The following is a 23,788-nucleotide window of genomic DNA, read 5'->3' on the forward strand; positions in this document are numbered from 1 at the left end:
TGAATGAGCGCCAAACACAGCGGGCCGTCCGGCGTGGACGGCCCGCCGGCGGCCACCGAGTCCCCCACCCAAGGCACCCGCGCCGCCGTCGTCATCAGCCGCGACACAAACGGCGAGGTGCCGGTACGGGCGGAGGGAATCCAGCTCATCGGCGAGGCCAAGGGATCCGGCTACCGGGAGGCCCCCTCACTGGTCCGCCGCGCCGACAGCCAGACCATCCAGCTCACCCGGCTGCTGTTTCACGTCCTCGAAGCCATTGACGGTGTCCGGGACATGGAAGAGATCGCCGAGGTGGCCAGCACGCGGTCCGGCCGGCTCATCACCGGAGACAACATCAGGACGCTGATCGAGGGGCAGCTGCTGCCGCTCGGCCTGCTGCAGCTGGCGGACGGGTCCCAGCCGGAGGTCCGCCGATCGAATCCCCTGCTGGGCATGCGGTTCCGGTACACCGTCACGGACCCGGAGCGCACCCGGAAGCTGACGGCACCGTTCGCTGTGCTGTTCAATCCGCTGATCGTGGCAGTTGTCGCCGCGGGCTTCCTGGCGTCGTGCTGGTGGGTCCTGATGGTCAAAGGCCTGGCCTCCGCCACCCACGACGCCTTCGCGAACCCGTGGCTGCTCCTGCTGATTTTCGCCGTCACGGTGCTGTCGGCCGGCTTTCACGAATTCGGCCACGCCGCTGCAGCACGCCGCGGCGGCGCCACTCCCGGCGCGATGGGCGCCGGGCTCTACCTCGTCTGGCCCGCCTTCTACACGGACGTCACCGACTCCTACCGGCTGGGGCGCGGCGGCAGGCTGCGCACTGATATGGGCGGGCTGTACTTCAACGCCATCGTCGCGATCGCCACCATGGGTGTCTGGTGGGCCACAGGTTTCGATGCGCTGCTCCTGGTGGTGCTCACGCAGATCCTGCAGATGGTCCGCCAACTCCTTCCCCTGGTCCGGTTCGACGGATACCACATCCTGGCCGACGCCACCGGCGTACCCGACCTCTTCCAGCGGATCCGCCCCACGCTGCTCGGGCTCCTTCCGTGGCGCTGGGGCAAGCCTGAACCCGAGGCGCAGGCCCTCAAGCCGTGGGCGCGCGCCGTTATCACCGTCTGGGTCCTGGTCACCGTCCCCCTGCTGCTGCTCAGCCTGGTGCTGATGGTCGTCTCCTTCCCGCGGCTCTTGGGCACCGCGTGGGCGAGCCTGCAGCATCAGCAGGCCCTTCTGTCCGGAAGCCTCGCGGAGGGAAACTTCGCTGACGGTGCCGTGCGCGTGCTGGCGATTGCCGCCGTCGTGCTTCCCGTGGTGGGCGTGGCGTACATGCTGCTCCGGCTGGCGCGGCAGCTCCTCGCGGGACTCTGGACCAAAACCCGGGGCAGGCCGCTGCAGCGCGCGACCGCCTTGGCAGCGGTGGGTGCCGTCGCTGCCGGGCTGGCGTGGGCGTGGTGGCCGCTGCCCAACAGCTATCGCCCGGTGCAGCCCTACGAACGCGGGACGCTCGTCGATGCCACGGCCGCCGTCTATCCCGTCTTGGCTGGTCCCGACGGCACACTCCACGAGGGCCGGACGGGACAAACAGTGGCACTCTGGCCGGACGGCACGGCGCTGCCCACGCGGGAGCAGCCGCAACTCAGCATGGTGCTCGTGCCGAGGCAAGGCGCAGCACCCGCTTCCGCCCCCGGTCAAACGGACCAGGGCCAAGACCCGCGCCAAGACACAGGCCAGCCGGTCCCGGGCACGGACCGAAACCCGGGTACGGCAACCGGTGATGCCACGCCGCCGTCGTGGGTCTTTCCCTTCGACAAGCCCCCGGCCCCGGAGGAGGACGGAAACCAGGCCCTCGCCGTGAACACGACGGACGGCTCCGTTACCTACGACGTCGCCTTCGCGCTGGTGTGGGCCGAGGACGGGCCGGTGGACACCCGGAACGAGGCCTACGCCTTCGCCAGTTGCACAGGCTGCGCGGCGGTGGCCGTCGGGTTCCAGGTGGTCCTGATCGTGGGCCAGGCGGATGTGGTGGTGCCGGAGAACCTCTCCGCCGCCGCGAACTACAACTGCGTCCGCTGCCTCACGTACGCCCTGGCCAGCCAGCTGGTGCTCACCCTGGACGGGCCGCTCAGCACGGACGGCATGGCCCGGCTCAACGCGCTGTGGCAGGAGATCGCCGAGTTCGGACGGACCCTGCAGGGCGTTCCCCTGTCCGAGATCGAGGGACGGTTGGGCGCCTACAAGGAACAGCTCATGGAGATCATCCGGACCGACCCCAGCGCCAAGCCCCAAACCGGCGCCAGCACTCCGTCGCCGGGATCATCGCCGTCGACCGGAACCAGCGGCGGGTCCGACCCGGGCCCCGGATCCCAGCCGGGTGAACCGGCGCCGGGGCAGCCGGCCGTCCCGTCGCCGGGTGTGCAGTCTCCGGGGGCAGCATCGCCGGGTGCGCCGGCGCCAGGAACGACGGCGGACCCCGCGGTTCCCGCACCGGGAACGGGCACGACGCCGGTCCCCGCCGTTCCGTCTCCAGCCCCCACAGGTGCGGAGGCCCCGGCGGCTACGGCTCCTGCCAGCACGCCGCCCGCGTCACCGACACAGGAGGCGGCCAGCCCGTAGAGCCACTCGCGTCGTCAGGGAGACGTGCGTCGTTAGGCAAACTTGCGTCACCAGGCAAAGTTGCGTCGCCGTTTTGCCAAAAGTGGCCGCCCGCGTCCCCCGGCCAGTCGTCGCAATACCAAAAGTGGCCGCCTGAGACCCCGCCGGGCGGCCATTTTTGGTAATCGGCGGACCCAAGAGACGCGCGACGGCGGCCTGAGCGGCGACTGACGAGGCGGGGACCACGGGCAAGCACTGGACGGAGACGTGTCCCAGGCAACATATATTTGAATGATGCTCTCGGCGCTCAAGAAATACCTGCTGCTCCCAAAACTGGTGAAGCTGTCCTCGAACGCGCCAAAAGACCCCGGTGTCGCATGGGACCAGTACTGGGGCAGGGTCGGGGCCACCGGCGCCCGCGGCGACGTGCTGTGGGATTCCGGCAGTGACCACGAGCTGCAGGCGTATCTGGAGCACCTGACGCGGCAACTGGACCCCAGCCTTCCCCTCGTCGATGTCGGGTGCGGCAGCGGCGTCTTCAGCCGCGCGCTTGCCGCCTACTTTCCGTATGTTCTGGGCGTGGACGTCTCAGCCAACGCAGTGGCCCGTGCGGCCGCAGAATCTGAAGGGCTGGAGCGGGTCTCCTACGTCGCGGCCGACATGACAGCCCCGGCGGGCACGCGCGCCGTGGCCGACGCCCTCGCGGCAGCCGGATTCTCAGGTGAAGCCAACATCTTCATCCGGGGCGTCTTCCACGTGCTGAAGCGGCCTGCCCAGGCGGCGTTGGCCGGGCAACTGCACCCGCTCGTGGGCAAACGCGGCCGTGTGTTCCTGGCGGAGACCAACTTCCGCGGGAATCCCATCCAGTACGTCAGCCATCTTGGTGCAACGCTGCACTCCATCCCCGGACCACTCGAAAAGGCCATCCGCGCCCTGCCCGTTCCCGGCCGCTTCGGCGCGGAGCAGCGCAGGCGGGCCTTTCCGGAGGCCCAGTGGGATGTGGTGGAAGACGGCCCGGTCACCATTGAAACCCGGCCCCTCACCTCCACTGACCGGCCGGAACAGATCCCGGGTTATTTCGCGGTGCTCCAGGCACGCTGAGGGCGCGAAGGAGCGCGCCGGAGAGCCGGCGGGCAGGACCTGGGGCTACGTGAGCTTCAGCCAGGCGAGGGCGTCGGCCTCCGACGTGAAAAACTTTGTGGGGCACGGGAGCTTGTTGATGCCGAGGAAGAAGTTTGCCATCACCCGGTCCACCGGAGACGAACCGAGCAGCGCGATTCTGGAGGCCTGGCACGGACGGCCGAAGACGGCACGCGCGCCGCGGCTGACATCGGCGGTCGTGGCCATGTCCACGAGCATGGGATGCCGGTTCTGACCGCAAAGGAGGTTCACCCTCTCCATGGCAGCCTCGGCATCGGCCTCGGTGATGCTGGCGCCCCGCGCCCAAGTCAGCCGCAACAGGTGTTCGGGATCCAATTCCAAGTCAAACAGCGTATGCCGGCCCGTGCTGTGGGAATCCAAATCAAACCTCCGCAGTGGCTAAGGGGACAAGTATCAACGTACAGCCATTCCCCACGCGGCCCACTCTCCGCGTACTGATAATGTGAGTCGAAAGTCACGGTAGCCTCAAAAGGCACTCGCAACACAGGGGGCACATGGTCCAGGCACCGGCGGAGTCTGCCTCCGCACCTCGCGAGGCGGTGGTCGCGCTCACCGATGCCGCCCGCCTGGACACCGTGGCGTCGGTTCTCACCGGTGCGGGTTTTACCGTCCGCAAAGCGCCCGACGCCGGCTCACTCGCCGATGCGCTGGAAGGCAACAGCGCCGCCGTCGTACTTCTTGATACCGAACTGACGGACGGGTACGCGTGGGAGGGCACCCCGGTGCTGCTGCTGGTGGACCTCGCCGGCGACTTCGACCTGGCCCAGCTCGAACCCTGGGGCATCGCCGACTACATCTCCTACGACGCAGCTGCCCGGGAGCTGACCCACCGGGTGGAAACGCTCATTGGCCGGGCCAGGGAACGCCGCCGCATCCGGGCTGAAGCCGAGTTCCTGCGCGAAAGCCTGCGGAACGTCTCGGCCGCCATCCGCGGCACCAACAGCCCCCAGCAGATGGCGGGGCACCTGGTCCGCGGCTTCGGGGAATCCCTTGGCGTGGACCACGTCTGGTTCACCACCTTCCAGGATTCGCGGGTGCCCAGGATCAGCGCCCAGTGGTGCCTGCCCGGCCACGCCAAGCTGCCGGACACGCTCGGTTCCTTCGAGGATGCTGCCCGGGAGCAGACCACGTCGCTGTGGTCGGCGGCCGAGGCCCTCGCGGTTCCGGACCACCAGACGGAACAGTCGGCAGCACTGGCCGAGGGATTGCGGGAGTGGTCAGGCCTGGGCCCCGTCCGCGCGTCGGTTGCCCTGCCCGTGGGAGAAGGCGAGACTGCACTGGGGATCGTCTGGATAGCGCAGGTGGCGGGACCCCGCGACTGGACCAGGGCCGAGATCGCCCTCATCCAGCACGTCGCCGGCAACCTCGCCCACAGCCTCATCCAGGGCCACCTGATCAGCGCCCAGTTGCAGGTGCTGCAGCAGCTCCGGGAACTGGACAAGGCCAAGACAGACTTCCTCGCCACGGTCAACCACGAGCTCCGCACGCCGCTCACGTCCATCACGGCCTACCTCGACATGATCCGCGATGGAGCCGGCGGCCCCGTACCCGCGGGCATCGAATCCATGATGGACGTCATCTCGCGGAACTCCGACCGTCTCCGACGGCTGATAGAGGACATGCTCACGGTTTCCCAGCAGGACACCCCCGGCAACCTGAACCTCAAGCAGGTGGAGCTCGGCCAGGTCCTCCGGATCGTCGTGGCCGCGCTGCGCCCGCTCGCTGAGTCACGGAACGTCACCATCGCCGGCGCCGACTCGCACGAGGACGTCAAGGTCCAGGCCGACGAGGCCCAGCTGGAGCAGGTCTTCACCAACATCGTGGCGAACGCCATCAAGTTCACTCCCCATGGCGGCCGGATCAGCATCGCCTTCATGTCCGCTGACTCCGCGGGCGGGAGCCCCTGCGCCGCCGTGAGCGTCACGGACACGGGGGTGGGGATCCCCGATCAGGAAATCGCCCAGGTGTTCACGCGTTTCTACCGGGCATCCAATGCTTCCTCTGCCGCCATCCCGGGCAGCGGCCTGGGACTCGCCATCGCACAAGACATCGTCCGCCGCCACGGCGGCTCGCTGGACCTTTCGTCCGTTCTGGGCAAGGGAACCACCGTATCCGTGACCCTTCCGGTCGAAGGACCCCAGGCCGAAAAAAAGGCCGAGGACGACGACGACGGGTCCCGCGGCCCCGCGCCCCACGCGTAACCAAGACGCAAAACAACCGGTTGAGCCCAAACGAAAGCCGCCCCGGCCATTAGGGTCCGGGGCGGCTTTCGCAATTTTGCTTGGCCCGATGCCAATCCTAGTGGGGCCACCAGCCGACGCTGGCGTAATTAACCTCGGAGCTCGAAGTGGAGGACGTGGAGGTGTCCTTGTCCTTCGAGGCCGCATTGGCAGGAGCGGCGAAGCCTGCAACTGCAAGGATGCCGGTCATAACAAGTGTTGCGGCAAGTTTCTTCATCCGCTGTCCCCTTCGTAGTTTGTAGCCTTAACCGAATTGCACATTACGGCGACAGTATACGGTCATCAGATCAAGGTTTGGTCAAGTCAAATCCTGTCAATTCCGCAGGATTCGCCATGTTTTTTCCGACCGTTCTTGCAATTGCCGTAACAACCGTTGTTCTGCCTGGTACCCCGCCCTCCTGAGGACGGGATTGTGGATAATTGGGAGCATGCCTATGCAGCGTGACCTGTCGCCCTTCGTGATTGCAGAGCTGGCTGCGCGCGAAAGCTGGAAGCGGCGGGACTACACCGCCGGACATGACCAGGCCGGGCACGCAGCGGAACTGGCCCGGGAGGCCGGCGACGAGCTGCGCTGGTGGAAGATGGTCCTGCTGCAGGCTGAATGCCTGCGGGACCAAGGCGCCATGCAGGAGTGCCAGAAGCTCGCCGCGGAACTCGCTGCCCATCCGGTTGCGGGTTCGGCCCCCGACCTCGGTGCGCGGGCCGCAATGCTGCTGGCTCATTCGCTGCAGGGCCTCGGCCGGCTCCACGAGGCAGTGAATGCTGCTTCCACCGCGGCCGCTCTGGTGGCTGGCGATTTCGAAAACGTGTACCTGCACATCCACGCCCAGCAAGCCCTGATCGCCACCCTCGCGGAAAGTGGCCGGCTGGAGGACGCCTGGCAGGAGTGCATGGACCTGGAGTCGCTGCTCACCGACCACGTGGATGAAGACACGGCCGGCAAGGCTTACTGGGTTATCGGCAACGTCGCATTCCTCAGCAACCGTGTCAGTGAAGGCGGCCACTACCACGACCTGGCCGCGGGCAAACTCTCCCCCTCCCAGGATGTCGACCTGTGGGCTCGCTTCAACCGCGCCTCCGCGGAAATGCGCCTGCAGGCCAAGCTGGCTGACGCCGCAACGCTGCGCTGCATCGAACGCGCGGAACTCGCCACCGAAGTGGTGGGCGGCAGCGAAAGGGACATCCTTGAGATGTCACTGGTCCGCGCCCACTGGTACTACCTCACCGGGGACATGGAAACGGCAATCAGCCTCCTGACCCCGCTGCGCAGCAAGTTCCCCATCCTTGCCACCCAGACCGCGGCAGAAGCCACCTTCATCCTGGGCAAGGCACTGATGGCGCAGGGACACGAACCGGAATCGCTGCAGATGCTTGACGATGCCGCTACGCTGTTCGATACAGCTGCTGCACCGGAGCGTAGCGCCACCGTCCGTGGTTTCATCGCCTCAGCGGAGCCTTCGGACCGGCGCCAACAGCAATTTCTCCAGGGGGGGTAAATGCCAGAAGCCAGAGTGTTTCCCGGTGCCGCGCCGCTGCAGCCCGGGGCCTCCCCCGCCGCTGCCGTCTTCACTGTGTTGCCCGACTTCACTGTGTTGCCCGACTTCACTGTGTTGCCCGAACTTGCCGTCAAGGCAGTCCTCCCGCCCGGCGCGCACCTGAACGAGACCGCGGCCGCCCAACTGCACACCCGCCTCGGCGAGCTGGCGGGAGACCGGAGGGTCGCCGTCGTACTTGAACTGACGGGAGTGGCCTCCGTGACCCGCGCGGCACGGGCCGCGTACGCAGCGATCCCGTCGGTGTCCGCCTGGGCGATCCTGGGCGAATCCCCGGTGGACAGGCTGCTGGGGCACTTTCTGCTGGGTGGCGAATTCAGCTCCGTGCCGGCCCGCTATTTCACCGCCGAAAACGACGCCCTCTACTGGTTGAGCCGCCTTGGCCATGTTCTCTAACGACGATCCCCGGCTGGGGAAGCTGCTCGACGGAATCGTCCGCCTGGCAGCCGGGGAACTCCACTCGCGCATTGAAATTTCCGAGGCCAGGGACGAGCTGGACGCGGTGATCATGGGCACCAACCTGCTCGCCGAGGACCTGCAGATCATCTACCAGGAGCTCGAGGAGCGCGTGGAATTGCGCACGCGCATGCTCAACGCGGCGCACCAAGAGCTGCAGCAGATGGCGCTCACCGATTCCTTGACGGGACTCTACAACCGGTCGGCGCTGGTCAGCGCCGTCACCGCAGCCCAGGCAGAGGTGTCCGACGGCGGGCTTCCGCCGGCGCTGCTGCTGCTGGACCTGGACGCCTTCAAGAGCATCAATGATTCGTATGGCCACTCGATGGGCGACCAAGTGCTGGCAATGGTCGGCGCACGGATCCGCTCGTGCGTGCGCGACGGCGACATGGTGGCCCGGCTGGGCGGCGATGAGTTCGCCGTCCTGCTCCCTGCCACCACTCCGGGCAGGGCGGCCGCCGTCGGAAACCGGATCCTGGATTCGCTCAACGAAACCCTTCAAGTGGACGGCAAGACCATCCGTTGCGGCGCGAGCCTGGGGCTTCGGATTGCGGATCCCGGCGAGACGTCTGAGGAACTCCTGATGGAGGCGGACATCGCGATGTACGCCTCCAAGGCCGATGGCCGCAACAAGCTGCGCGTGTTCGAACCGGCCATGCTGCATGCCCGGCAGCTCCGCAACCAGCTGGTGGGGGAACTGCGCGAGGCGATCGCCAACGACCAGCTGGTGCTGTATTACCAGCCGGTCATCGAACTTGCCTCTGGCAAAATCGAAGGCGTGGAGGCCCTGGTCCGCTGGAAACACCCCAAGCGCGGCCTAATCATGCCGGACGAATTCATCCCCATCGCCGAAGAAACCGGCCTCATCTCGGAGCTTGGCAACTGGGTGCTGAAGAATGCGGTGGAGCAGCTCCGGCTCTGGAGATCGTCTCCCGCAACCCGCCGGCACAACTTCGACATGCGCATCAACATTACGGCGTCGGACCTTCAGCGGCTTCAATTCATTGAGGACGTCCGGGAAGCGCTCACCGCCGCGGACCTCGAGCCGTCCCTGCTGGTCCTGGAGCTCACGGAAGGCGCGATCATCCAAGGCAACGAGCTGGACAGGTACACCCTCGCCAGCCTCCGGAAGCTCGGCGTGGGACTGGAGATCGACGACTTCGGCACCGGGTACTCGTCCATCAGCTACCTGCGGCGCCTGCCCGTGGACCGGGTCAAGGTGGACCGGACACTGCTCACCGCCCTCGGCAGCGACCCCGCGCAGCCTGCCCTGATTGCCGCCATCCTCCAGCTCATCCGGGCCTGCGGGCTCGAGGCCGTGTGGGAGGGCGTCGAGAACGCGGAGCAGGCCGAGCACCTCCGCAGCACGGGCTGCATCAGCGGGCAGGGCTACTACTTCAGCCGCCCCCTCCCCGCTGCCGAGTTCACCGACCGCCTGGCCGGGCAGGACGTGTGGCCCGGTTGATTCCCATCGGTTGCTACGTAGATGCCGTTTTCCGGGCTGATAAGGGCATTTACGGAGCACTCGACGGGCTCAACCACCGACGACGGCGGCTGTTGCCTCAGCAATGGCGCGCTCTTCGTCCGTGGGGACCACCAGCACCGGGATGGCGGAGGCCTCGGTGGAAATCACGCGGGGTTCCTTCGACCGCTCACTGTTCAGCCCGGCGTCGAGCTCGATGCCCAGCGCCCCCAGCTTCTCCCCCACCAGGGCACGGAACTGGTGCGAGTTCTCGCCGATCCCCGCCGTGAACACCAGCGCCTTGGCCCCGCCGACCGCCACGTGGTAGCCGCCGATGTACTTGGCCAGCCGGTAGGAGGTGACCGCCAGGGCGGTGGCCGCGCGGGAATCACCGGACTCCGCCGCCTCCACCACGGAGCGCATGTCGTTGTTGCCGGCCAGCCCCTTGAGCCCGGATTCGCGGTTCAGCATCGAATCGAGGTCCTCGGCGTTCCAGCCGGTGCGGGCCAGGAACACCAGGATGGACGGGTCCAGGTCGCCGGAGCGGGTGCCCATGACCAGCCCCTCCAGCGGAGTGAAGCCCATCGACGTGTCCACGGACTTGCCGCCCCGGATCGCCGTGACGGAGGCGCCGTTGCCCAGGTGGGCGATCACGCCGTCGAACTCCTCCACCGGGATGTCCAGCAGCGCGGCGGCACGGTTGGTGACGTATTCGTGCGAGGTCCCGTGGAAGCCGTAGCGCCGGATTCCGTGGTTCGTATAGAGCTCGTCGGGTACGGCGTAGCGCCAGGCGTGCTCGGGGAGGCTGCGGTGGAAGGCGGTGTCGAACACGGCCACCTGCGGCATGTCGGGCCACTTCCTGGTGATGGCGCGGATGCCCAGCACGTTGGCGGGGTTGTGCAGCGGCGCCAGCGGGTTGAGCCGTTCGATGGCGCGGGTGATCTCGTTGTCGACCAGCACAGGCTCGCCGAACCGCTCGCCGCCGTGCACCACCCGGTGCCCCACCGCATCCAGCTGCCTCCCGCCCAGCACCTCGTGGATGGCCGCGTCCACCTGCTCGAGGGCTTCGGCATGGTCCGCAGGGCCCACCACCTCGCCGTCGCCCTGGCCGCCGTTGGAGACCCCGATCCGCTCGATCAGGCCCTCGGTGAGCACGCTGCCTTCCGCGACGTCGCGCACCTGGTACTTAAGCGAGGACGAGCCGGAGTTGATGACGAGCACGAGCATGGGGCCTCCTAAGCCTGGGCCGCTGAAACGGCGGACGGTTCTGTGGTGCTGGGGGTTTCCGACGGGATGTCAAGGCTCTGCGCCTGGATGGCGGTGATGGCAACCGTGTTGACGATGTCCTCCACGGTGCAGCCGCGGGAGAGATCGTTGACGGGCTTGCGCAGCCCTTGAAGGACGGGCCCGACGGCGACCGCTCCGGAGCTCTGCTGCACCGCCTTGTACGTGTTGTTGCCGGTGTTGAGGTCCGGGAAGATGAACACGGTCGCCTGCCCGGCGACGGACGAGCCGGGCATCTTGGACTCGGCGATGGAAGCATCCACGGCGGCGTCGTACTGGATGGGGCCCTCGACGGCGAGGTCCGGGCGGCGCTCACGCACCAGGTCGGTGGCCTGCCGGACCTCCTCCACCGCAGACCCCGAGCCGGAGCCGCCGGTGGAGTAGGACAGCATGGCCACCCTCGGGTTCACGCCGAACTGGGAAGCGGTCTCCGCCGAGGCCAGGGCGATGTCCGCGAGCTGCTCCACGTTCGGGTCCGGGTTCACCGCGCAGTCGCCATAGACCAGCACGCGGTCCGGCATGAGCATGAGGAACACCGAGGAGACGATCTTCACGCCCTCCCGGGTCTTCACGAACTCCAGCGCCGGGCGAATGGTGTGGGCGGTGGTGTGCGCGGCCCCGGACACCATGCCGTCCACCACGCCCAGCTGGACCATCATGGTGCCGAAGTAGCTTTCGTCCTGCATGACCTCCAGCGCCCGGGCAAGGTCCACGCCCTTGTGCGCCCGCAGCTCGGCGTACCTGGCGGCGAAGTCCTGGCGCAGCTCGGACGTTGCGGGGTCCACGATGTTGATGCCGGCGAGGTCGATGCCCCGGCTGGCCGCGAGCTCCCGGACGTCGGCTTCCCGGCCCAGCAGCGTCAGGTCACAGACGTCCCGGCGGTGCAGGATCTCGGCGGCCTTCAGGATCCGGATGTCCTTGCCCTCCGGCAGCACTATGTGGCGGCGCTGCGAGCGCGCGCGTTCGATGAGGTCGTGCAGGAACCTCAGCGGGGTCATCCGCTCGGCGCGGGGCAGGTGCAGACGCTCCAGCATCTCGGCCTCGTCCACCTGCCGGGACCACAGGCCCAGCGCGGACGCCACCTTGCGCCGGTGGCCGCTCCAGATTTCGCTGCGGACTTCGGACACCCGCCGGGCCGTGGTGTAGGTGTCATCCTCCGTGGCGAACACCGGGAACGGGGCGGAGGCCAGCAGCGGATAGATGTTGGCGTCCGGAGCCAGGCCTCCGGTGAGGATCAGCCCCGACGGCACCGGAAACTCGGGCGAGAACGACGACGCCAGGCAGGCCACCATCACGTCCGCCCGGTCACCGGGCACGATCACCAGCGCGCCGTCGTCGAGCACGTTCAAAAAGTTGCCCACGTTCATGGCGGCGACCTTGACGTCACGGACGTCCCGCTCCATGTCCGCCCGGCCGGCGATCTGCCGCAGCGCCAGGGCGGCGCCCACCTCGCCGGTGGTGGGCCGGGCGATGTCTTCCAGCTCAGGGAAGACGTACACCGGCCGGCCGGACGCGCCGGGCTTCACGGCGGCGATGATCGCGTCCACGTCCTCCGGGTCGGCGCGGTTCACCATCATGGCCAGCAGCGAGCACTTCTCGGCGGCGAGTTCCTTGCGGGCGACGTCGACGGCGGCCGCAGCCTCCGCCACGCTGCGCCCCTTGGCGCCCACCACGGCCACGACGGGCGCTGCCAGGTTGTTGGCGAGGCGCGCATTGAGGTCGAATTCGACGGCGGCGTCGTGGCCGGTGAGGTCCGTGCCCTCCACGATGATCACGTCGCAGTGCCGGCCCATCTCGGCGAAGATCTCCACGCAGCGGGAGTCGATGTCCTCGCGCCTGCCCTCGGCGAGCAGGCCCCGGACCTCGGTAAACGTCAGCCCGCCGCGGCAGCGCTCGTCATCCAGGTCGAAGCGGGACTTCATGAGCGCCACCATCGGATCCGCTCCGGCGTGGTCGCCAGGGACCACGGGTTTGAAGAATCCGATCCGGTCCGCGTGCCGGTGGAGCGTGTCCGCCAGGCCCAGCGCTATGAGCGACTTCCCCGATCCCGGAGTGGTCGCACTGACATATATCCCCTTGGCCATGATCTGTCCTCTGGTTGGAAGCTCCTGCGTGGAACGTACTGCATTGGACGTGCCGGTTTGCTGACTGCACGCGCCGGGACGCGCACTCCCCCATACTTTCACTTGTTGCCGCGCTTCCGGGAGCACACAATGGTGTTGATTGCCACGTCGGCGCACAATCGCCGTCCCGGACCCGGAGTGGGCCAGCGCCCCGGGACCGGCCCATCCGGCAGCCTCCCAAGCTGCCACGTTCCTGAACGATGGTGGTCCTGATGAACCCCGCTGGCCGCGCCGATCCATCCGCCGCTTCGTCCCCCGGCCCACTGCGCCGGCTCATCGCTGGTCACCCAGTGGCAGCGTTCCTGGTCATTGCCATCGGCCTGACGTGGATGGCGCTCATCCTGTCCATCGCGGTACTCGGCAATGCGGTACCCGGCATCCTCGCCGAACTGCTCATCCTGCTGGGAGCGGCCGTATTGGTGACCCGGGCAGCCGACGGCACACCCGGCGTCCGGCACCTGTTCCGCCAAACCGTCCGCTGGCACGTCGGAGCGGGCTGGTACGTGGCGGCGGTCCTTGCCCTGCCCGCGCTGACCGTGCTTATCGCGGCCGCTACCGGCACGTTCCACCAGCCCGCGGACGGGTGGGCAGCGGTGGCTGGGCCATACCTGCTGAACACGCTGATCGTTGGCGCCCTGCTGGGGAACATCTGGGAGGAGCTCGCCTGGACGGGGGTGGTCCAGCGCCGGCTGATTGAGCGGCACGGCCTGCTGACCGGCAGCCTGCTCACCGCCATTCCCTTCGCGCTCATCCACCTCCCGCTGGCCTTTGCGGACAAGGGCTTCGGCGCCACCGCGTGGCCCGACGTGGCCCTCGCGTGGGGCGTGCTGCTGGTCTTCGCGCCGCTGTTCCGTCTGCTGGTGGGCATCGCCTACCTCGGAACGGGCCAGAGCCTGCTGATCGTGGCCCTCCTCCACGCCTCGTTCAACGCCTCGGAGCAGGCGAAACTAGCAGTGTTCGACGGCGCGTGGCAGCAGATTGCTGCGGCCACCGTTTTGCTGACGGTCCTGGCGCTGCTCCGGAAATTCCGCACACTGACGGCGGAGGCGGGTCATGGCGCAGCCGTCGCCGGCTGAGCAGCCCATCCCCGCCAGGCGGGCGTTGCACTCTGGCGGCGGCGACCGCCGTCGGGCCCGGAAGGAAGCGGCGCGGCACCGGACGGTATCGCGGCGCGGAACCAAAGCACGGCGCCGGACCACGGAACCGCGCGGGGCCATGGCCTGGTCCGCCGCCCACCGGCTCCCGCTGTTCTTTGCCCTGGCCTTCGCCATTTCATGGCTGCTTTGGCCGCTGACCCTCCTCAACCCGAACAGCTCCCCGCTGATACCGTTCGGACCCGCCCTGGCCGCGGCCATCACCGCCTACCTCGCAGGCGGAAAGGCCGAGATGCTGCGGCTGCTCCGGCAGCTGGCCCGCTGGCGTGTGGCCGGCCGCTGGTACTTGGCCGCCGCGGGCCTGCCGTGCCTGCTGGTGGCGGTCTCTGCCGGTCTCACCGTCTCCGGCGGTGCGCCCGCCCCGGAGATCGGACCCAACCCGGGCTGGTTCATGCTGCTGGGCACCTTCGCGTTCACGCTGGTGGCCGTGGGCCTCTTCGAGGAGCTGGGCTGGCGCGGCTACGCCCTGCCGCTGTTGCAGCGGGACCGCCCGGCCCTGTCCGCGGCGCTGCTCCTCGGGCTGGTGTGGGCGGCGTGGCACCTGCCCGAGCTGCTGTCGGATCCCACTGGACAGCGGCCGCCGCTTCCGTTCCTGCTGATGGTCCTGGCGCAGTCCGTGCTGCTGGCCTGGCTCTACAACAGCAGCGGCAGCGTGCCCATCTGCATGGTCTTCCACGCGGCATTCAACACCTTCGGTGCCCTGGTTTTCCCCGCCATGCTGGGGCCCGACTACCTCACGCTCTGGTGGACGGTGGCGCTCCTCCATGTCCTGGCAGCCCTGGTGGTCATCGCCGTCGCCGGACCCCTCCGGTTGGCCCGCACCCTTGACACAAACCCCTCCAATGGGATTACCTAATGAACATTCGGTAAATAAAGCTGGAGGCAACGACGCATGGCTGAAACGGCAATCCCCGGTGTGGCCCACCACATCCTTGAGAACGACTACGCCTCGGAATGGATGGGCATAGAAGTCCTCACCCTGAGCGATGGCCACGCAACCATCCGGATGACGCTCCGGCAGGAAATGCTCAACGGCTTCGGCATGGCCCACGGCGGAATGATCTTCGCCTTTGCAGACACCGCGTTCGCCCTCGCCTGCAACCCCGCGGCGCCTGCCGACCCCGACAGCATCACCGTTGCTGCCGGCGTCGACATCAACTTCCTCAAGCCGGCCTACCAGGGCCAGGTGATCACCGCCGTCGCCGACCGCCGCTCCAGCGCGGGCCGCAGCGGCCTCTACGACATCCAGATCTTCGCTGCCGAACCCGGTGCTGAGGCCAGTTCCGGCAAGCCGGGGGAACTCATTGCCGAGTTCCGCGGTCGCAGCCGTACCATCCCCAAGAAGTAGGAAGCAGACCATGACCCTCCACGCCCCTGAACCCACCGTCGCTGCACGGACTGTCGCCGCGCCCGCCGACGCCGTGCTCGACCCCGAGGAGACCATGTCCCGGGACGAGCTTGAGGCATTGCAACTCAGCCGGCTCCAGCACACCGTCGCGTACGCCTACGACCGGGTCCCGCTGTACAAGCGCAAGTTCGACGACGCCGGGATCCACCCCTCGGACCTGCGCGAACTCGCCGATCTCGGCAACTTCCCCTTCACCACCAAGGAGGACCTGCGCCAGGAGTACCCGTTCGGCATGTTCGCCGTGCCCCAGAGCGAGGTGGCGCGCGTGCATGCCAGCTCCGGCACCACCGGCCGGCCCACCGTCGTCGGGTACACCAAGCAGGACCTGGCCGATTGGGCCAAACTGGTGGCCCGCTGCCTCCGCGCCTCGGGCGTGCGTCCGGGCATGAAGGTGCACAATGCCTACGGCTACGGCCTGTTCACCGGCGGACTGGGTGCCCACGCCGGCGCCGAAGCCCTCGGCTGCACGGTGATTCCGATGTCCGGCGGGCAGACTGAACGCCAGATCCAGATGATCCAGGACTTCAAGCCGGACGCCATCCTGGCCACCCCCACCTACCTGCTCACCATCGCAGACGCCATGGCGCACATGGGCATCGACCCCACCTCGACCTCGCTGAAGTACGCGGTGCTCGGCGCGGAACCGTGGACACAGGAGATGCGGCACGAGCTCGAAGTCACCATGAACATCAAGGCCTGCGACATCTACGGGCTCTCCGAAGTCATGGGACCAGGCGTCGCGGGCGAATGCGTGGAGACCCAGGACGGCAGCCACATCTGGGAGGACCACTTCCGGCCGGAGATCATCGACCCCTTCAACCCGGCCCCGGGCAAGGAGAACGTGCTGGGCGACGGGGAGCACGGTGAGCTGGTCTTCACCTCGCTCACCAAGGAAGCCCTGCCGATCATCCGCTACCGCACCAAGGACCTCACCCGACTGCTTCCCGGCACCGCGCGCCCGGCACACCGCCGGATGGGCCGCATCACCGGCCGCAGCGACGACATGATCATCCTCCGCGGTGTGAACCTCTTCCCGTCCCAGATCGAGGAAATCGCGCTGCGCATCCCCGAGCTCAGCCCGCACTTCCAGCTCGAGCTGACCCGGCCCGAGGGCCAGCGCATGGACCAGCTGACCGTGAAGATCGAGCGCCGAGACAATGTCACCACCGGTCAGAGCACGACGGCGGCCCGCACCCTGCGCGAGCAGATCAAGATCCATGTGGGTTCTTCGTGCACCGTTGACGTGGTGGAGCCCGGATCGCTCGAGCGCTCCAACGGCAAGCTGCGCCGGATTTACGACCTGCGGCCGAAGGGATAAGCCCGACGAACTCGGCACGCCGGGACCCCGCCTGCCGCGGGTCCCGGCGCTGGGTTCAGCGGGCGGTCAGGGCGTGATCGACCAGCCGAACATCATGGCGTGGTCCTCGTGCGCGAGGTTGTGGCAGTGCGCCACATAGGGCCCCACGAAGTCCCGGAAGCCGCGGTAGATGACCACGGACTCACCGGGATCGAGGGCCACGAGGTCTTCCTTCGAGACGTCGTCGGGATGGCCCTTGTCGCCGCCGTGCGTCACGTCCCTGCCGTTGCGCATGACCGTCCGGTGCTCCTCCATATGCAGGTGGAACGGATGGACCCAGCCGCCGCCGCCGTTGCGGATCTCCCACAAGTTGAAGCTGCCCTTTCTTTGCTGGGCCAAGGGTGTGCGTCCGGCGGGGTTTCTCAGGCTCGCGGCCACCGCCGCCGGGTCGAAGGGCTTGCCGTTGATGAGCCACTCGGTCTCCCCTCCCAGGGTGCCGCGCTTCACTTCGAAGATCAGGCGGTTGTCCAGCAGGGTCCGCCAGTTGCTCGGCAGCGGCGGCAGCGGACGGAGGGCCGTGGGGATCCGACTGTCGTCCGGAGCATCGTCTCCGATCACGAACTTGAGCACCGGCACCTTGTACTTCGGGTCCGGCAAGAACCGGGACGAGTTGCTCCACATCCGGCCGTTGGGCATCTTCATCACGTTGGTCAGGTAGATGACGTCGCCCTTGGTGGTGGGGGTGCCGTCCTGGTACCGGGTGAAATCAACGATCACTTCGCGTCGCTTGGCCGGCCACAGCTCAAAGGAGTCGCGTTTGATCGGAACGGGCAACAACCCGCCGTCGGACGCGATCTGGGTGAACTGCATGCACTGCTGGCCGTCCGGGATGCGGTACTGGCCCTCGAGCTCGTCGTCCTGGTAGCCGAGCGACGCCGACGATTTTGGCCCCTGGGTGGAGCTCATCAGCCTGAACTCATAAATCCTCGAGACCGAGGCATCCAGGAACCGGAAGCGGTACTTGCGCCGCTTCACCTCCAGCACCGGGGAAGCCGTGCCGTTCACGGTGAAGATGTCGCCCACGAAGCCGTGGTTGGGGAAGTGCTTGTAGAAGGTCTTGCCCCACCATTCAGGGTGCTCGGCCGGGTTCTTCGCGGCCGGGAATTCGTTCTGCACGTCATGGATGTCCTTGTGCACGGTTTCGCCGTCGTCCAGCCGGCAGTCATAGAACGCCAGAGGAATATCGTATTTGACGTCGAAGGACCCGTCCGGGTTGTTGGTGCGGACGCCCGGAAGCCGCAGGCCCTGCCGCTCGTCGCCCATATCCATGCCGTACTTCGGGTCATAGATCGGGTACAGGCCCACCATGCCCTTGTAGACATTCGATCCGGTGTGGTCCATCCGGTGGTCATGGAACCAGAAGAAGCTCTGCTTCTCCCGGTCATCCCCGCCGGCCGGCCAGTTCAGGTAGAGGTTGTCCACAAACATCTTCGGCAGGTAGCCCGGAAGCTTCGGCCCGGCCACCATCGAGTAATGCGGATTGCCGTCGCTCTCCGGGGCGGTGTGGCCGTTGTGCAGGTGGGTCAGGAAGGACCAGTCCGGCGAACCGAAGTCCTGGCGGTTCAGGTTCAGCGGGTTCTCGTCCAGGTGGTTCTCAAACCGCACCAGCACCGGCCTGCCGTACTCGGCGTTGATCATCGGCCCCGGGAAGGTTCCGTTGAAGCCGTAGATCGTGCTGGGAGGCAAAGCGCGCTTGGTGCCCGCGGCAATCCTTCTGCCGGATGAGTCGTACGACCGCGTTGGATTGCCGTCTGAGTCGATCGGAAGCACCTGCGAAGTGGTGAATGAGTGGGTCCGCAGCAGCACGTCGATCTTGTAGACAATGGGGTCCGGGTAGCCGACTTTTGAGGGCCAGATCTGGTGCTGCTCATTGCGCAGCGAGTTCTGCTGGCCGGGGCCCGGTCCCGGCGGATTCTTCCAAGCGCTGTAGACCGACTTTGGCACCGGGGCCAGCGCCTTAGGGATGGGCAGGGCGTCACGGAACGGCGTGAGGATCAGCGGGCTCGTTGGGTATTTCTCGATGTAGAACAACTCGTCACTCAGGGCCGTCGATGTGGCGGCGAATGCGCCGTCGGGCGACAGCAGCCCTCGCTGGGCCAGCATCGGACCGGCCCAGGTTTGTGCGGCCGCGAGTGCCGCTCCGGCTCCTCCGGCCGCCCCCAGCCGCAGCAGCGCGCGGCGCCCCAGCCCGTTTGAGGTTGCAGATTCTTCAGACATGGTCAGTGCCTCCTTGGCCCGGGACACATGCCAAACCCATCGACCCGGTCGTCGTCCCAATATGTGGTTTTGAGACCGAACGCCGACCACCGGGACCTCCTTGTCCCGCGGGTCAGCTTTGCCGCACTGATTCCCCTGACGAAAGAAAACTGTGGGATCCGGACCTTGGGAAAACGCTGACGGCCCGCGGCACAAACCCTCCGAATTGGCGGTCTGCCGGGATTACCGAACGTTCATGAGAAAATAACCCGTATGCCCAGTACAGCAGCAAACACAGCAGCCCCCACCAAGCGCGGCCGTCCCGGCTACGACCAGCAGTCCGTGCTGCTGATCGCCGTCGACGTCTTCAACCGCCACGGCTACGATGCCACATCCATGGGCATCCTCGCTGAAAATCTGGGCATCTCCAAGTCGGCGATCTACCACCACGTGCCCTCAAAGGGTGACCTGCTGAAGCTCGCCCTGGACCACGCGCTCGGCGGCCTGGAGGCCATTCTGGAGCAGCCGGGGGCCACATCGGGGGCGGCCGATGCGCGGCTGGAGTTCGTGCTTCGCCAGACCATCGCCGTGCTGGTGGAGCGGCTCCCCTTCGTGACGCTGCTGCTGCGGCTGCGCGGGAACACGGACATTGAGCGCAACGCCATGGAACGCCGCCGCGCCTTCGACCACAAGGTGGCGGAGCTGATCTCCGCGGCCCGCGACGAGGGGTCGCTGCGCCAGGACATCGACCCCCGCACCGTGACCCGCCTCCTGTTCGGAACCATCAACTCGATCGTCGAGTGGTACAAGCCGGGCGGTTCGCTTTCGCCGGAAAAGCTGGCCGACGACGTCATCACCATGGCGTTCGACGGCCTGCACGCCAAGCCCTGACAGGCCAGCAATCAGGCGTTGACGAATTGGGCGTTGACGCCGGCCGCCCTGGTGCCCACCCTGAATGCATGGCCACGAAACTGTCGGATCTGCTGTTCGGCGCATTTCCTGATCTCCGGTACCAGCCCACCTCCAAAAGGATCCGCGCGGGCATCGACGGAAGCCCCGTCGTCGACACGGTGGAAGCCCTCCTGGTCTGGGAACCGAAACGCGTCACCCCGGTTTACGCCGTGCCCGAAAAGGACCTGCTGGCGCGGCTTGAGCCGCCTGCAGCCGAGGGGGACGCCGGTCCGGACGAGTATCCGGTCCGCCTGATGGCAGAGGCCCCGCCGGCGCTGGACCCGCGGACCGGGTTCAGGCGGCACACGGCGGCGGGCGAGGAGCTCGACGTCGTGGCATCCGCGTTCAGCGTGCCCCGGGCAGCGTTCCGGCCCTCGGATCCGGATCTGGCGGGGTACGTCATCCTGGATTTCGGCGCGTTCCACTGGCTCGAGGACCACGAGGAGATCATCGGCCACCCGCGGGACCCGTTTCACCGGGTGGACATCCGCGCAACGCTGCGGCGCATCGAAGTGAAGCTCGACGGCGTGGTGCTGGCGGACACTGTCGGAGCCCATCTGCTCTACGAAACGCTGCTTCCCGTGCGGTACTACATCCCGCCCGAGAACGTCCGACTGGACCTGCTGGAGGCCAGCCCGCACCGGACCGTCTGCCCCTACAAGGGCGAGGCCAGGTACTGGAGCTTCCCGGAATCGGCCCGGGGCAAGAACATCGCCTGGGCCTACGACTCGCGGTTCATCGACGCCCGGCAGATCCACGGCCTGGTCTGCTTCTTCAACGAGCGGGCGGAGGTGTTCGTGGACGGCGAACCACAGGACCACCCGGTCACCCCGTGGTCCTGAACGCACCCTCACCTCCTGCCGACTTCCCCCAAACCCTTCCTCACCTTTCGCCGCTTAAAACTAAACCCTTCCTCACCACGGTGAGGAAGGGTTTGGTAACCTGCGACGGTGCGGCGGATCAGAGCTGATATTCAGCCTGTGTTCCGAGCCTCTCGTGGACGCAGAGGATGTTGTTTTCGGTGTCCATGAACCAGGCGCATTTCTCGGCGTCGGTGGAACAGATATGGTGATCGGTCTTCAAATCGGGGAGGTCATAGTCCTGGAACCGAACGCCCTTGGACTCCATGTCCTGGACGGTCCGTTCAATGTCCGTGACCTCAAAACTCAATGCGGTGTGCTCGGAGTGCTTTCCGTCAGTTACAGGCATCAGCTGCAGCATGGGGCCGTCAGCGTTGCCGAATAAATCGCTTCCATCTTCAGCCTTGCCACGGTGTGGGAGGCCCAGCGTTTCCGCGTAAAATCCGCGGGCGCGGTCCGGATCATCGACAGGCAGGATGGTTGTGGCTGTTCTCAGTGCTAGGGTCATTTCGCCACCTCCTACGCGGGTCATTTTACGCCCGGAAGCCCTGAAAGTTCATGGGAAATTCCAGACTGCCGGCACCATTGCGGGAGGATTTCGGAAAAACCCTGCAGGACCTGAGGACGCGTCCGGCAAAACCCTGCAGGACCTGAGGACGCGTCCGGCAAAACCCTGCAGGACCTGAGGACGCGTCCGGCAAAACCCTGCAGGACCTGAGGACGCGTCCGGCAAAACCCGACAGGACCTGAGGACGCGTCCCAAGCACCTGAGAGGATACTGTTACTTCTCCACGAGGGTGAGGACGTCGTAGGTGGCCACGATTTCGTCGTTCTGGTTGGTAAGGACGGCGTCCCAGGCCACCTCGCCGTATTCGTCGGTCTCGCGCGGGGTGATCTTCTTGGCCGTCAGTGTCACCCGGATGGAGTCCCCCGCCGCCACGGGAGTGATGAACCGCAGGTTCTCCAAGCCGTAGTTGGCCAGGACCGGGCCCGGAGCTGGCTCGACGAACAGCCCGGCACCCCACGCCAGCAGCAGGTAACCGTGCGCCACGATGCCCGGGAAGAACGGGTTGGCTTCGGCGGCCTCCTGGTTGGTGTGCGCGTAGAAGGTGTCCCCCGTGGAGTTGGCGAACTTGGTGATCTCCTCCAGGCTCACTTCGCGCAGCCCGGAGCGGATCGCGTCACCAATGTGCAGCGTCTCCAGCGACTTCCGGAACGGGTGTATGCCCTCGGTGTCCAGAGTGAAGTTGCGGTCGGCGCCGGTGTGCCAGATCCCGGTCACGGCGGTGAGCATGTTGGGCGAGCCCTGGATGGCGGTGCGCTGCATGTGGTGCATCACCGAGCGGATGCCGCCCAGTTCCTCGCCGCCGCCGGCACGTCCGGGTCCGCCGTGGACCAGGTGCGGGACGGGCGAACCATGGCCGGTTGACGAGCGGGCATCCTCACGGTTCAGCATCAGCACACGACCGTGGTGGGCGGCGATGCCCGTGACCAGTTCCTGCGCGACCGACGGATCGTTGGTGCAGACCGAGGCCACCAGCGAACCGCCGCCGCGGGCGGCGAGCCGGACGGCGTCGGGAATGTCCTTGTACCCGATCACGGACGACACCGGACCGAAGGCTTCCAGCGAGTGCACCGGCTCGGCCTCGGCGTCCGCCCAGCTGAGCACCACGGGAGACATGAAGGCGCCGCCCTCGACGACACCCGTTGCGCCGTCCGCGCTGGTGACCGAAGGCGAATCGAGCGTTCCGTACGCAAGCTCGCCGCCGGCGTCGAGCATGGACTGCACGGCGGCACGGACATCGGAGAGCTGTTCCACGGAGGCGAGCGCGCCCATGGTGACGCCCTCGGCGCGGGGATCGCCGAGCACCACGCGCTGCTCCACGCGGGCACCGATGGCGGAAACCACGGCCGGCACCAGCTCCTGCGGCACGATGGCGCGGCGGATCGCGGTGCACTTCTGCCCAGCCTTGACAGTCATTTCGGTGACCACGGACTTGATGAAGGCGTCGAACTCCGGGGTGCCTTCCACGGCGTCCGGGCCGAGGATGGCGGCGTTGAGGGAGTCGGTCTCCGAGGTGAACCGCACACCGCCCAGCACAACGTTCGGGTGGGACCTGAGGGACTGCGAGGTGGACGCCGAGCCGGTGAAGGCCACGAGGTCGCGGTAGTCCAGCACGTCCAGCAGCCCCCGGACCGAGCCGGAAATCAGCTGCAGCGATCCCTTGGGCAGGATGTTGGATTCGATGATGGCCTTCACCACGGCCGCGGCGACGTAGCCGGTGGGCGTGGCGGGCTTGACGATGGTGGGGACGCCGGCGATGAACGCGGGCGCGAGCTTCTCCAGCATGCCCCAGACCGGGAAGTTGAAGGCGTTGATCTGCACCGCGACGCCGGGGATGCGGGTGTAGATGTGCTCGCCGGCGAACGACCCGTCCTTGGACAGCACCTCCATAGGCCCGTCCACCACCACCTGCGCGTTGGGCAGTTCGCGCCGGCCCTTGGAGCCGAATGTGAACAGCACGCCGATGCCGCCGTCGATGTCGATCATCGAATCGATCTTGGTGGCGCCGGTCTGCGCCGAGAATGCGTAGAAATGCTCGCGCCGCGCGTTCAGGTACTGCGCGAGCTCCTTGAGCTTGAGGGCGCGCTGGTGGAAGGTCAGCTTGCCGAGTTCCGTCTGGCCGGTGGTGCGGCCGTAATCCACGACGGCGGCCAGGTCCAGTCCGTCGGTGCTCACCTTGGCCAGGATCTCGCCCGTACTGGCATCCCGGACGGGACAGCGGAAGCCGCCGAGCCGGCGTCGGGGGTCCACCAGGAATCCTGCACGAAACTGGGGACAGTTTCCACGGTGTCCAGGGTGGCCTCGGGGGCAGTGGCGGTGGTGGTCATCGTTGACGGGTCCTTCCAACGGGGGACAAATCTGATCCGGCCAGAACATTACTGACCGTCCGTTCGGTAATATGTCTACAGTACATGAATGTGCCCCGCTGCACACTAGTGGCACCG

Annotated in this window: 18 protein-coding genes and 1 pseudogene; 12 read left to right on the top strand and 7 right to left on the bottom strand. The window is 67.1% G+C overall.

Translation table 11 applies throughout. The annotated features are described in order from the left end of the window. Positions 1-3 precede the first annotated feature (3 nt). Positions 4-2,595 carry a hypothetical protein gene (locus tag ACHMXB_RS12955; RefSeq protein WP_395398835.1) on the top strand — a complete coding sequence of 864 codons (2,592 nt, stop codon included), beginning with the start codon at positions 4-6 and terminating at the stop codon, positions 2,593-2,595. Positions 2,596-2,868: 273 nt separating this feature from the next. After that, a complete protein-coding gene (locus tag ACHMXB_RS12960; protein ID WP_395405272.1) occupies positions 2,869-3,675 on the top strand; it encodes a methyltransferase domain-containing protein in 807 nt (268 codons plus the stop codon). A 45-nt stretch (positions 3,676-3,720) separates the two neighbouring features. Here ACHMXB_RS12960 and ACHMXB_RS12965 read toward each other — a convergent pair whose 3' ends face one another. Continuing rightward, positions 3,721-4,056, bottom strand: a complete 336-nt coding sequence (locus ACHMXB_RS12965; RefSeq protein ID WP_395398837.1) for an STAS/SEC14 domain-containing protein — start codon at positions 4,054-4,056, stop codon at positions 3,721-3,723. Between the two features lie 173 nt (positions 4,057-4,229). Between ACHMXB_RS12965 and ACHMXB_RS12970 the strand changes: the two genes are divergently transcribed. Continuing rightward, positions 4,230-5,936 (top strand): ATP-binding protein, encoded by a 1,707-nt coding sequence (locus ACHMXB_RS12970; protein WP_395398839.1) that lies wholly within the window; start codon positions 4,230-4,232, stop codon positions 5,934-5,936. Between the two features lie 97 nt (positions 5,937-6,033). Here ACHMXB_RS12970 and ACHMXB_RS12975 read toward each other — a convergent pair whose 3' ends face one another. Next, positions 6,034-6,192, bottom strand: a complete 159-nt coding sequence (locus ACHMXB_RS12975) for a hypothetical protein (protein ID WP_395398841.1) — start codon at positions 6,190-6,192, stop codon at positions 6,034-6,036. 211 nt (positions 6,193-6,403) lie between these two features. Between ACHMXB_RS12975 and ACHMXB_RS12980 the strand changes: the two genes are divergently transcribed. From ACHMXB_RS12980 to ACHMXB_RS12990, 3 genes are read left to right on the top strand one after another with little or no spacing between them, the layout of a single operon-like run. Continuing rightward, a complete protein-coding gene (locus tag ACHMXB_RS12980) occupies positions 6,404-7,471 on the top strand; it encodes a hypothetical protein (RefSeq protein WP_395398843.1) in 1,068 nt (355 codons plus the stop codon). Then, entirely contained in the window at positions 7,472-7,924 is a 453-nt protein-coding gene (locus ACHMXB_RS12985; RefSeq protein ID WP_395398845.1) for a hypothetical protein, read from the top strand. It begins immediately after the preceding gene. After that, complete coding sequence (locus tag ACHMXB_RS12990; protein ID WP_395398847.1) at positions 7,914-9,449, top strand: putative bifunctional diguanylate cyclase/phosphodiesterase; 1,536 nt, start codon at positions 7,914-7,916, stop codon at positions 9,447-9,449. The genes ACHMXB_RS12985 and ACHMXB_RS12990 overlap by 11 nt, the downstream gene beginning before the upstream one ends. 69 nt (positions 9,450-9,518) lie before the next feature. On the opposite strand, the gene ACHMXB_RS12995 is transcribed toward ACHMXB_RS12990, so the two are convergent. Then, on the bottom strand, positions 9,519-10,673 hold the full coding sequence (locus ACHMXB_RS12995) for an acetate kinase (protein WP_395398849.1): 1,155 nt from the start codon (positions 10,671-10,673) through the stop codon (positions 9,519-9,521). An 8-nt stretch (positions 10,674-10,681) separates the two neighbouring features. After that, entirely contained in the window at positions 10,682-12,814 is a 2,133-nt protein-coding gene (pta, locus tag ACHMXB_RS13000) for a phosphate acetyltransferase (protein WP_395398851.1), read from the bottom strand. Between the two features lie 251 nt (positions 12,815-13,065). Between pta and ACHMXB_RS13005 the strand changes: the two genes are divergently transcribed. The 4 genes from ACHMXB_RS13005 to paaK are packed head-to-tail and all read left to right on the top strand — an operon-like array spanning position 13,066 to position 16,733. Beyond that, on the top strand, positions 13,066-13,929 hold the full coding sequence (locus tag ACHMXB_RS13005; RefSeq protein WP_395398853.1) for a type II CAAX prenyl endopeptidase Rce1 family protein: 864 nt from the start codon (positions 13,066-13,068) through the stop codon (positions 13,927-13,929). Then, a complete protein-coding gene (locus ACHMXB_RS13010; RefSeq protein WP_395398855.1) occupies positions 13,907-14,863 on the top strand; it encodes a lysostaphin resistance A-like protein in 957 nt (318 codons plus the stop codon). Before ACHMXB_RS13005 ends, ACHMXB_RS13010 begins: the two co-directional genes overlap by 23 nt. A gap of 36 nt (positions 14,864-14,899) precedes the next feature. Beyond that, positions 14,900-15,355: a hotdog fold thioesterase gene (locus ACHMXB_RS13015; protein WP_395398857.1), complete on the top strand. Its 456-nt coding sequence runs from the start codon at positions 14,900-14,902 to the stop codon at positions 15,353-15,355. 10 nt (positions 15,356-15,365) lie between these two features. Next, a complete protein-coding gene (gene paaK, locus ACHMXB_RS13020) occupies positions 15,366-16,733 on the top strand; it encodes a phenylacetate--CoA ligase PaaK (RefSeq protein WP_190242986.1) in 1,368 nt (455 codons plus the stop codon). A 66-nt stretch (positions 16,734-16,799) separates the two neighbouring features. On the opposite strand, the gene ACHMXB_RS13025 is transcribed toward paaK, so the two are convergent. Further along, positions 16,800-18,989, bottom strand: a complete 2,190-nt coding sequence (locus ACHMXB_RS13025) for a multicopper oxidase family protein (protein WP_395398860.1) — start codon at positions 18,987-18,989, stop codon at positions 16,800-16,802. 252 nt (positions 18,990-19,241) lie between these two features. Here ACHMXB_RS13025 and ACHMXB_RS13030 point away from each other — a divergent pair, with 252 nt between their 5' ends. Then, positions 19,242-19,859 carry a TetR/AcrR family transcriptional regulator gene (locus tag ACHMXB_RS13030; protein ID WP_111902541.1) on the top strand — a complete coding sequence of 206 codons (618 nt, stop codon included), beginning with the start codon at positions 19,242-19,244 and terminating at the stop codon, positions 19,857-19,859. Between the two features lie 68 nt (positions 19,860-19,927). Next, positions 19,928-20,761 carry a DUF427 domain-containing protein gene (locus ACHMXB_RS13035; RefSeq protein WP_395398862.1) on the top strand — a complete coding sequence of 278 codons (834 nt, stop codon included), beginning with the start codon at positions 19,928-19,930 and terminating at the stop codon, positions 20,759-20,761. Positions 20,762-20,879: 118 nt separating this feature from the next. Here the strand turns inward: ACHMXB_RS13035 and ACHMXB_RS13040 are convergent, their stop codons facing one another. Then, on the bottom strand, positions 20,880-21,287 hold the full coding sequence (locus tag ACHMXB_RS13040; RefSeq protein WP_111902543.1) for a VOC family protein: 408 nt from the start codon (positions 21,285-21,287) through the stop codon (positions 20,880-20,882). A 273-nt stretch (positions 21,288-21,560) separates the two neighbouring features. Next, a pseudogene (gene paaZ, locus ACHMXB_RS13045) lies at positions 21,561-23,671 on the bottom strand (phenylacetic acid degradation bifunctional protein PaaZ). Between the last annotated feature and the right edge of the window lie 117 nt (positions 23,672-23,788).

It is taken from the genome of Arthrobacter sp. UC242_113, assembly GCF_044054585.1.
GTDB lineage: Bacteria > Actinomycetota > Actinomycetes > Actinomycetales > Micrococcaceae > Arthrobacter.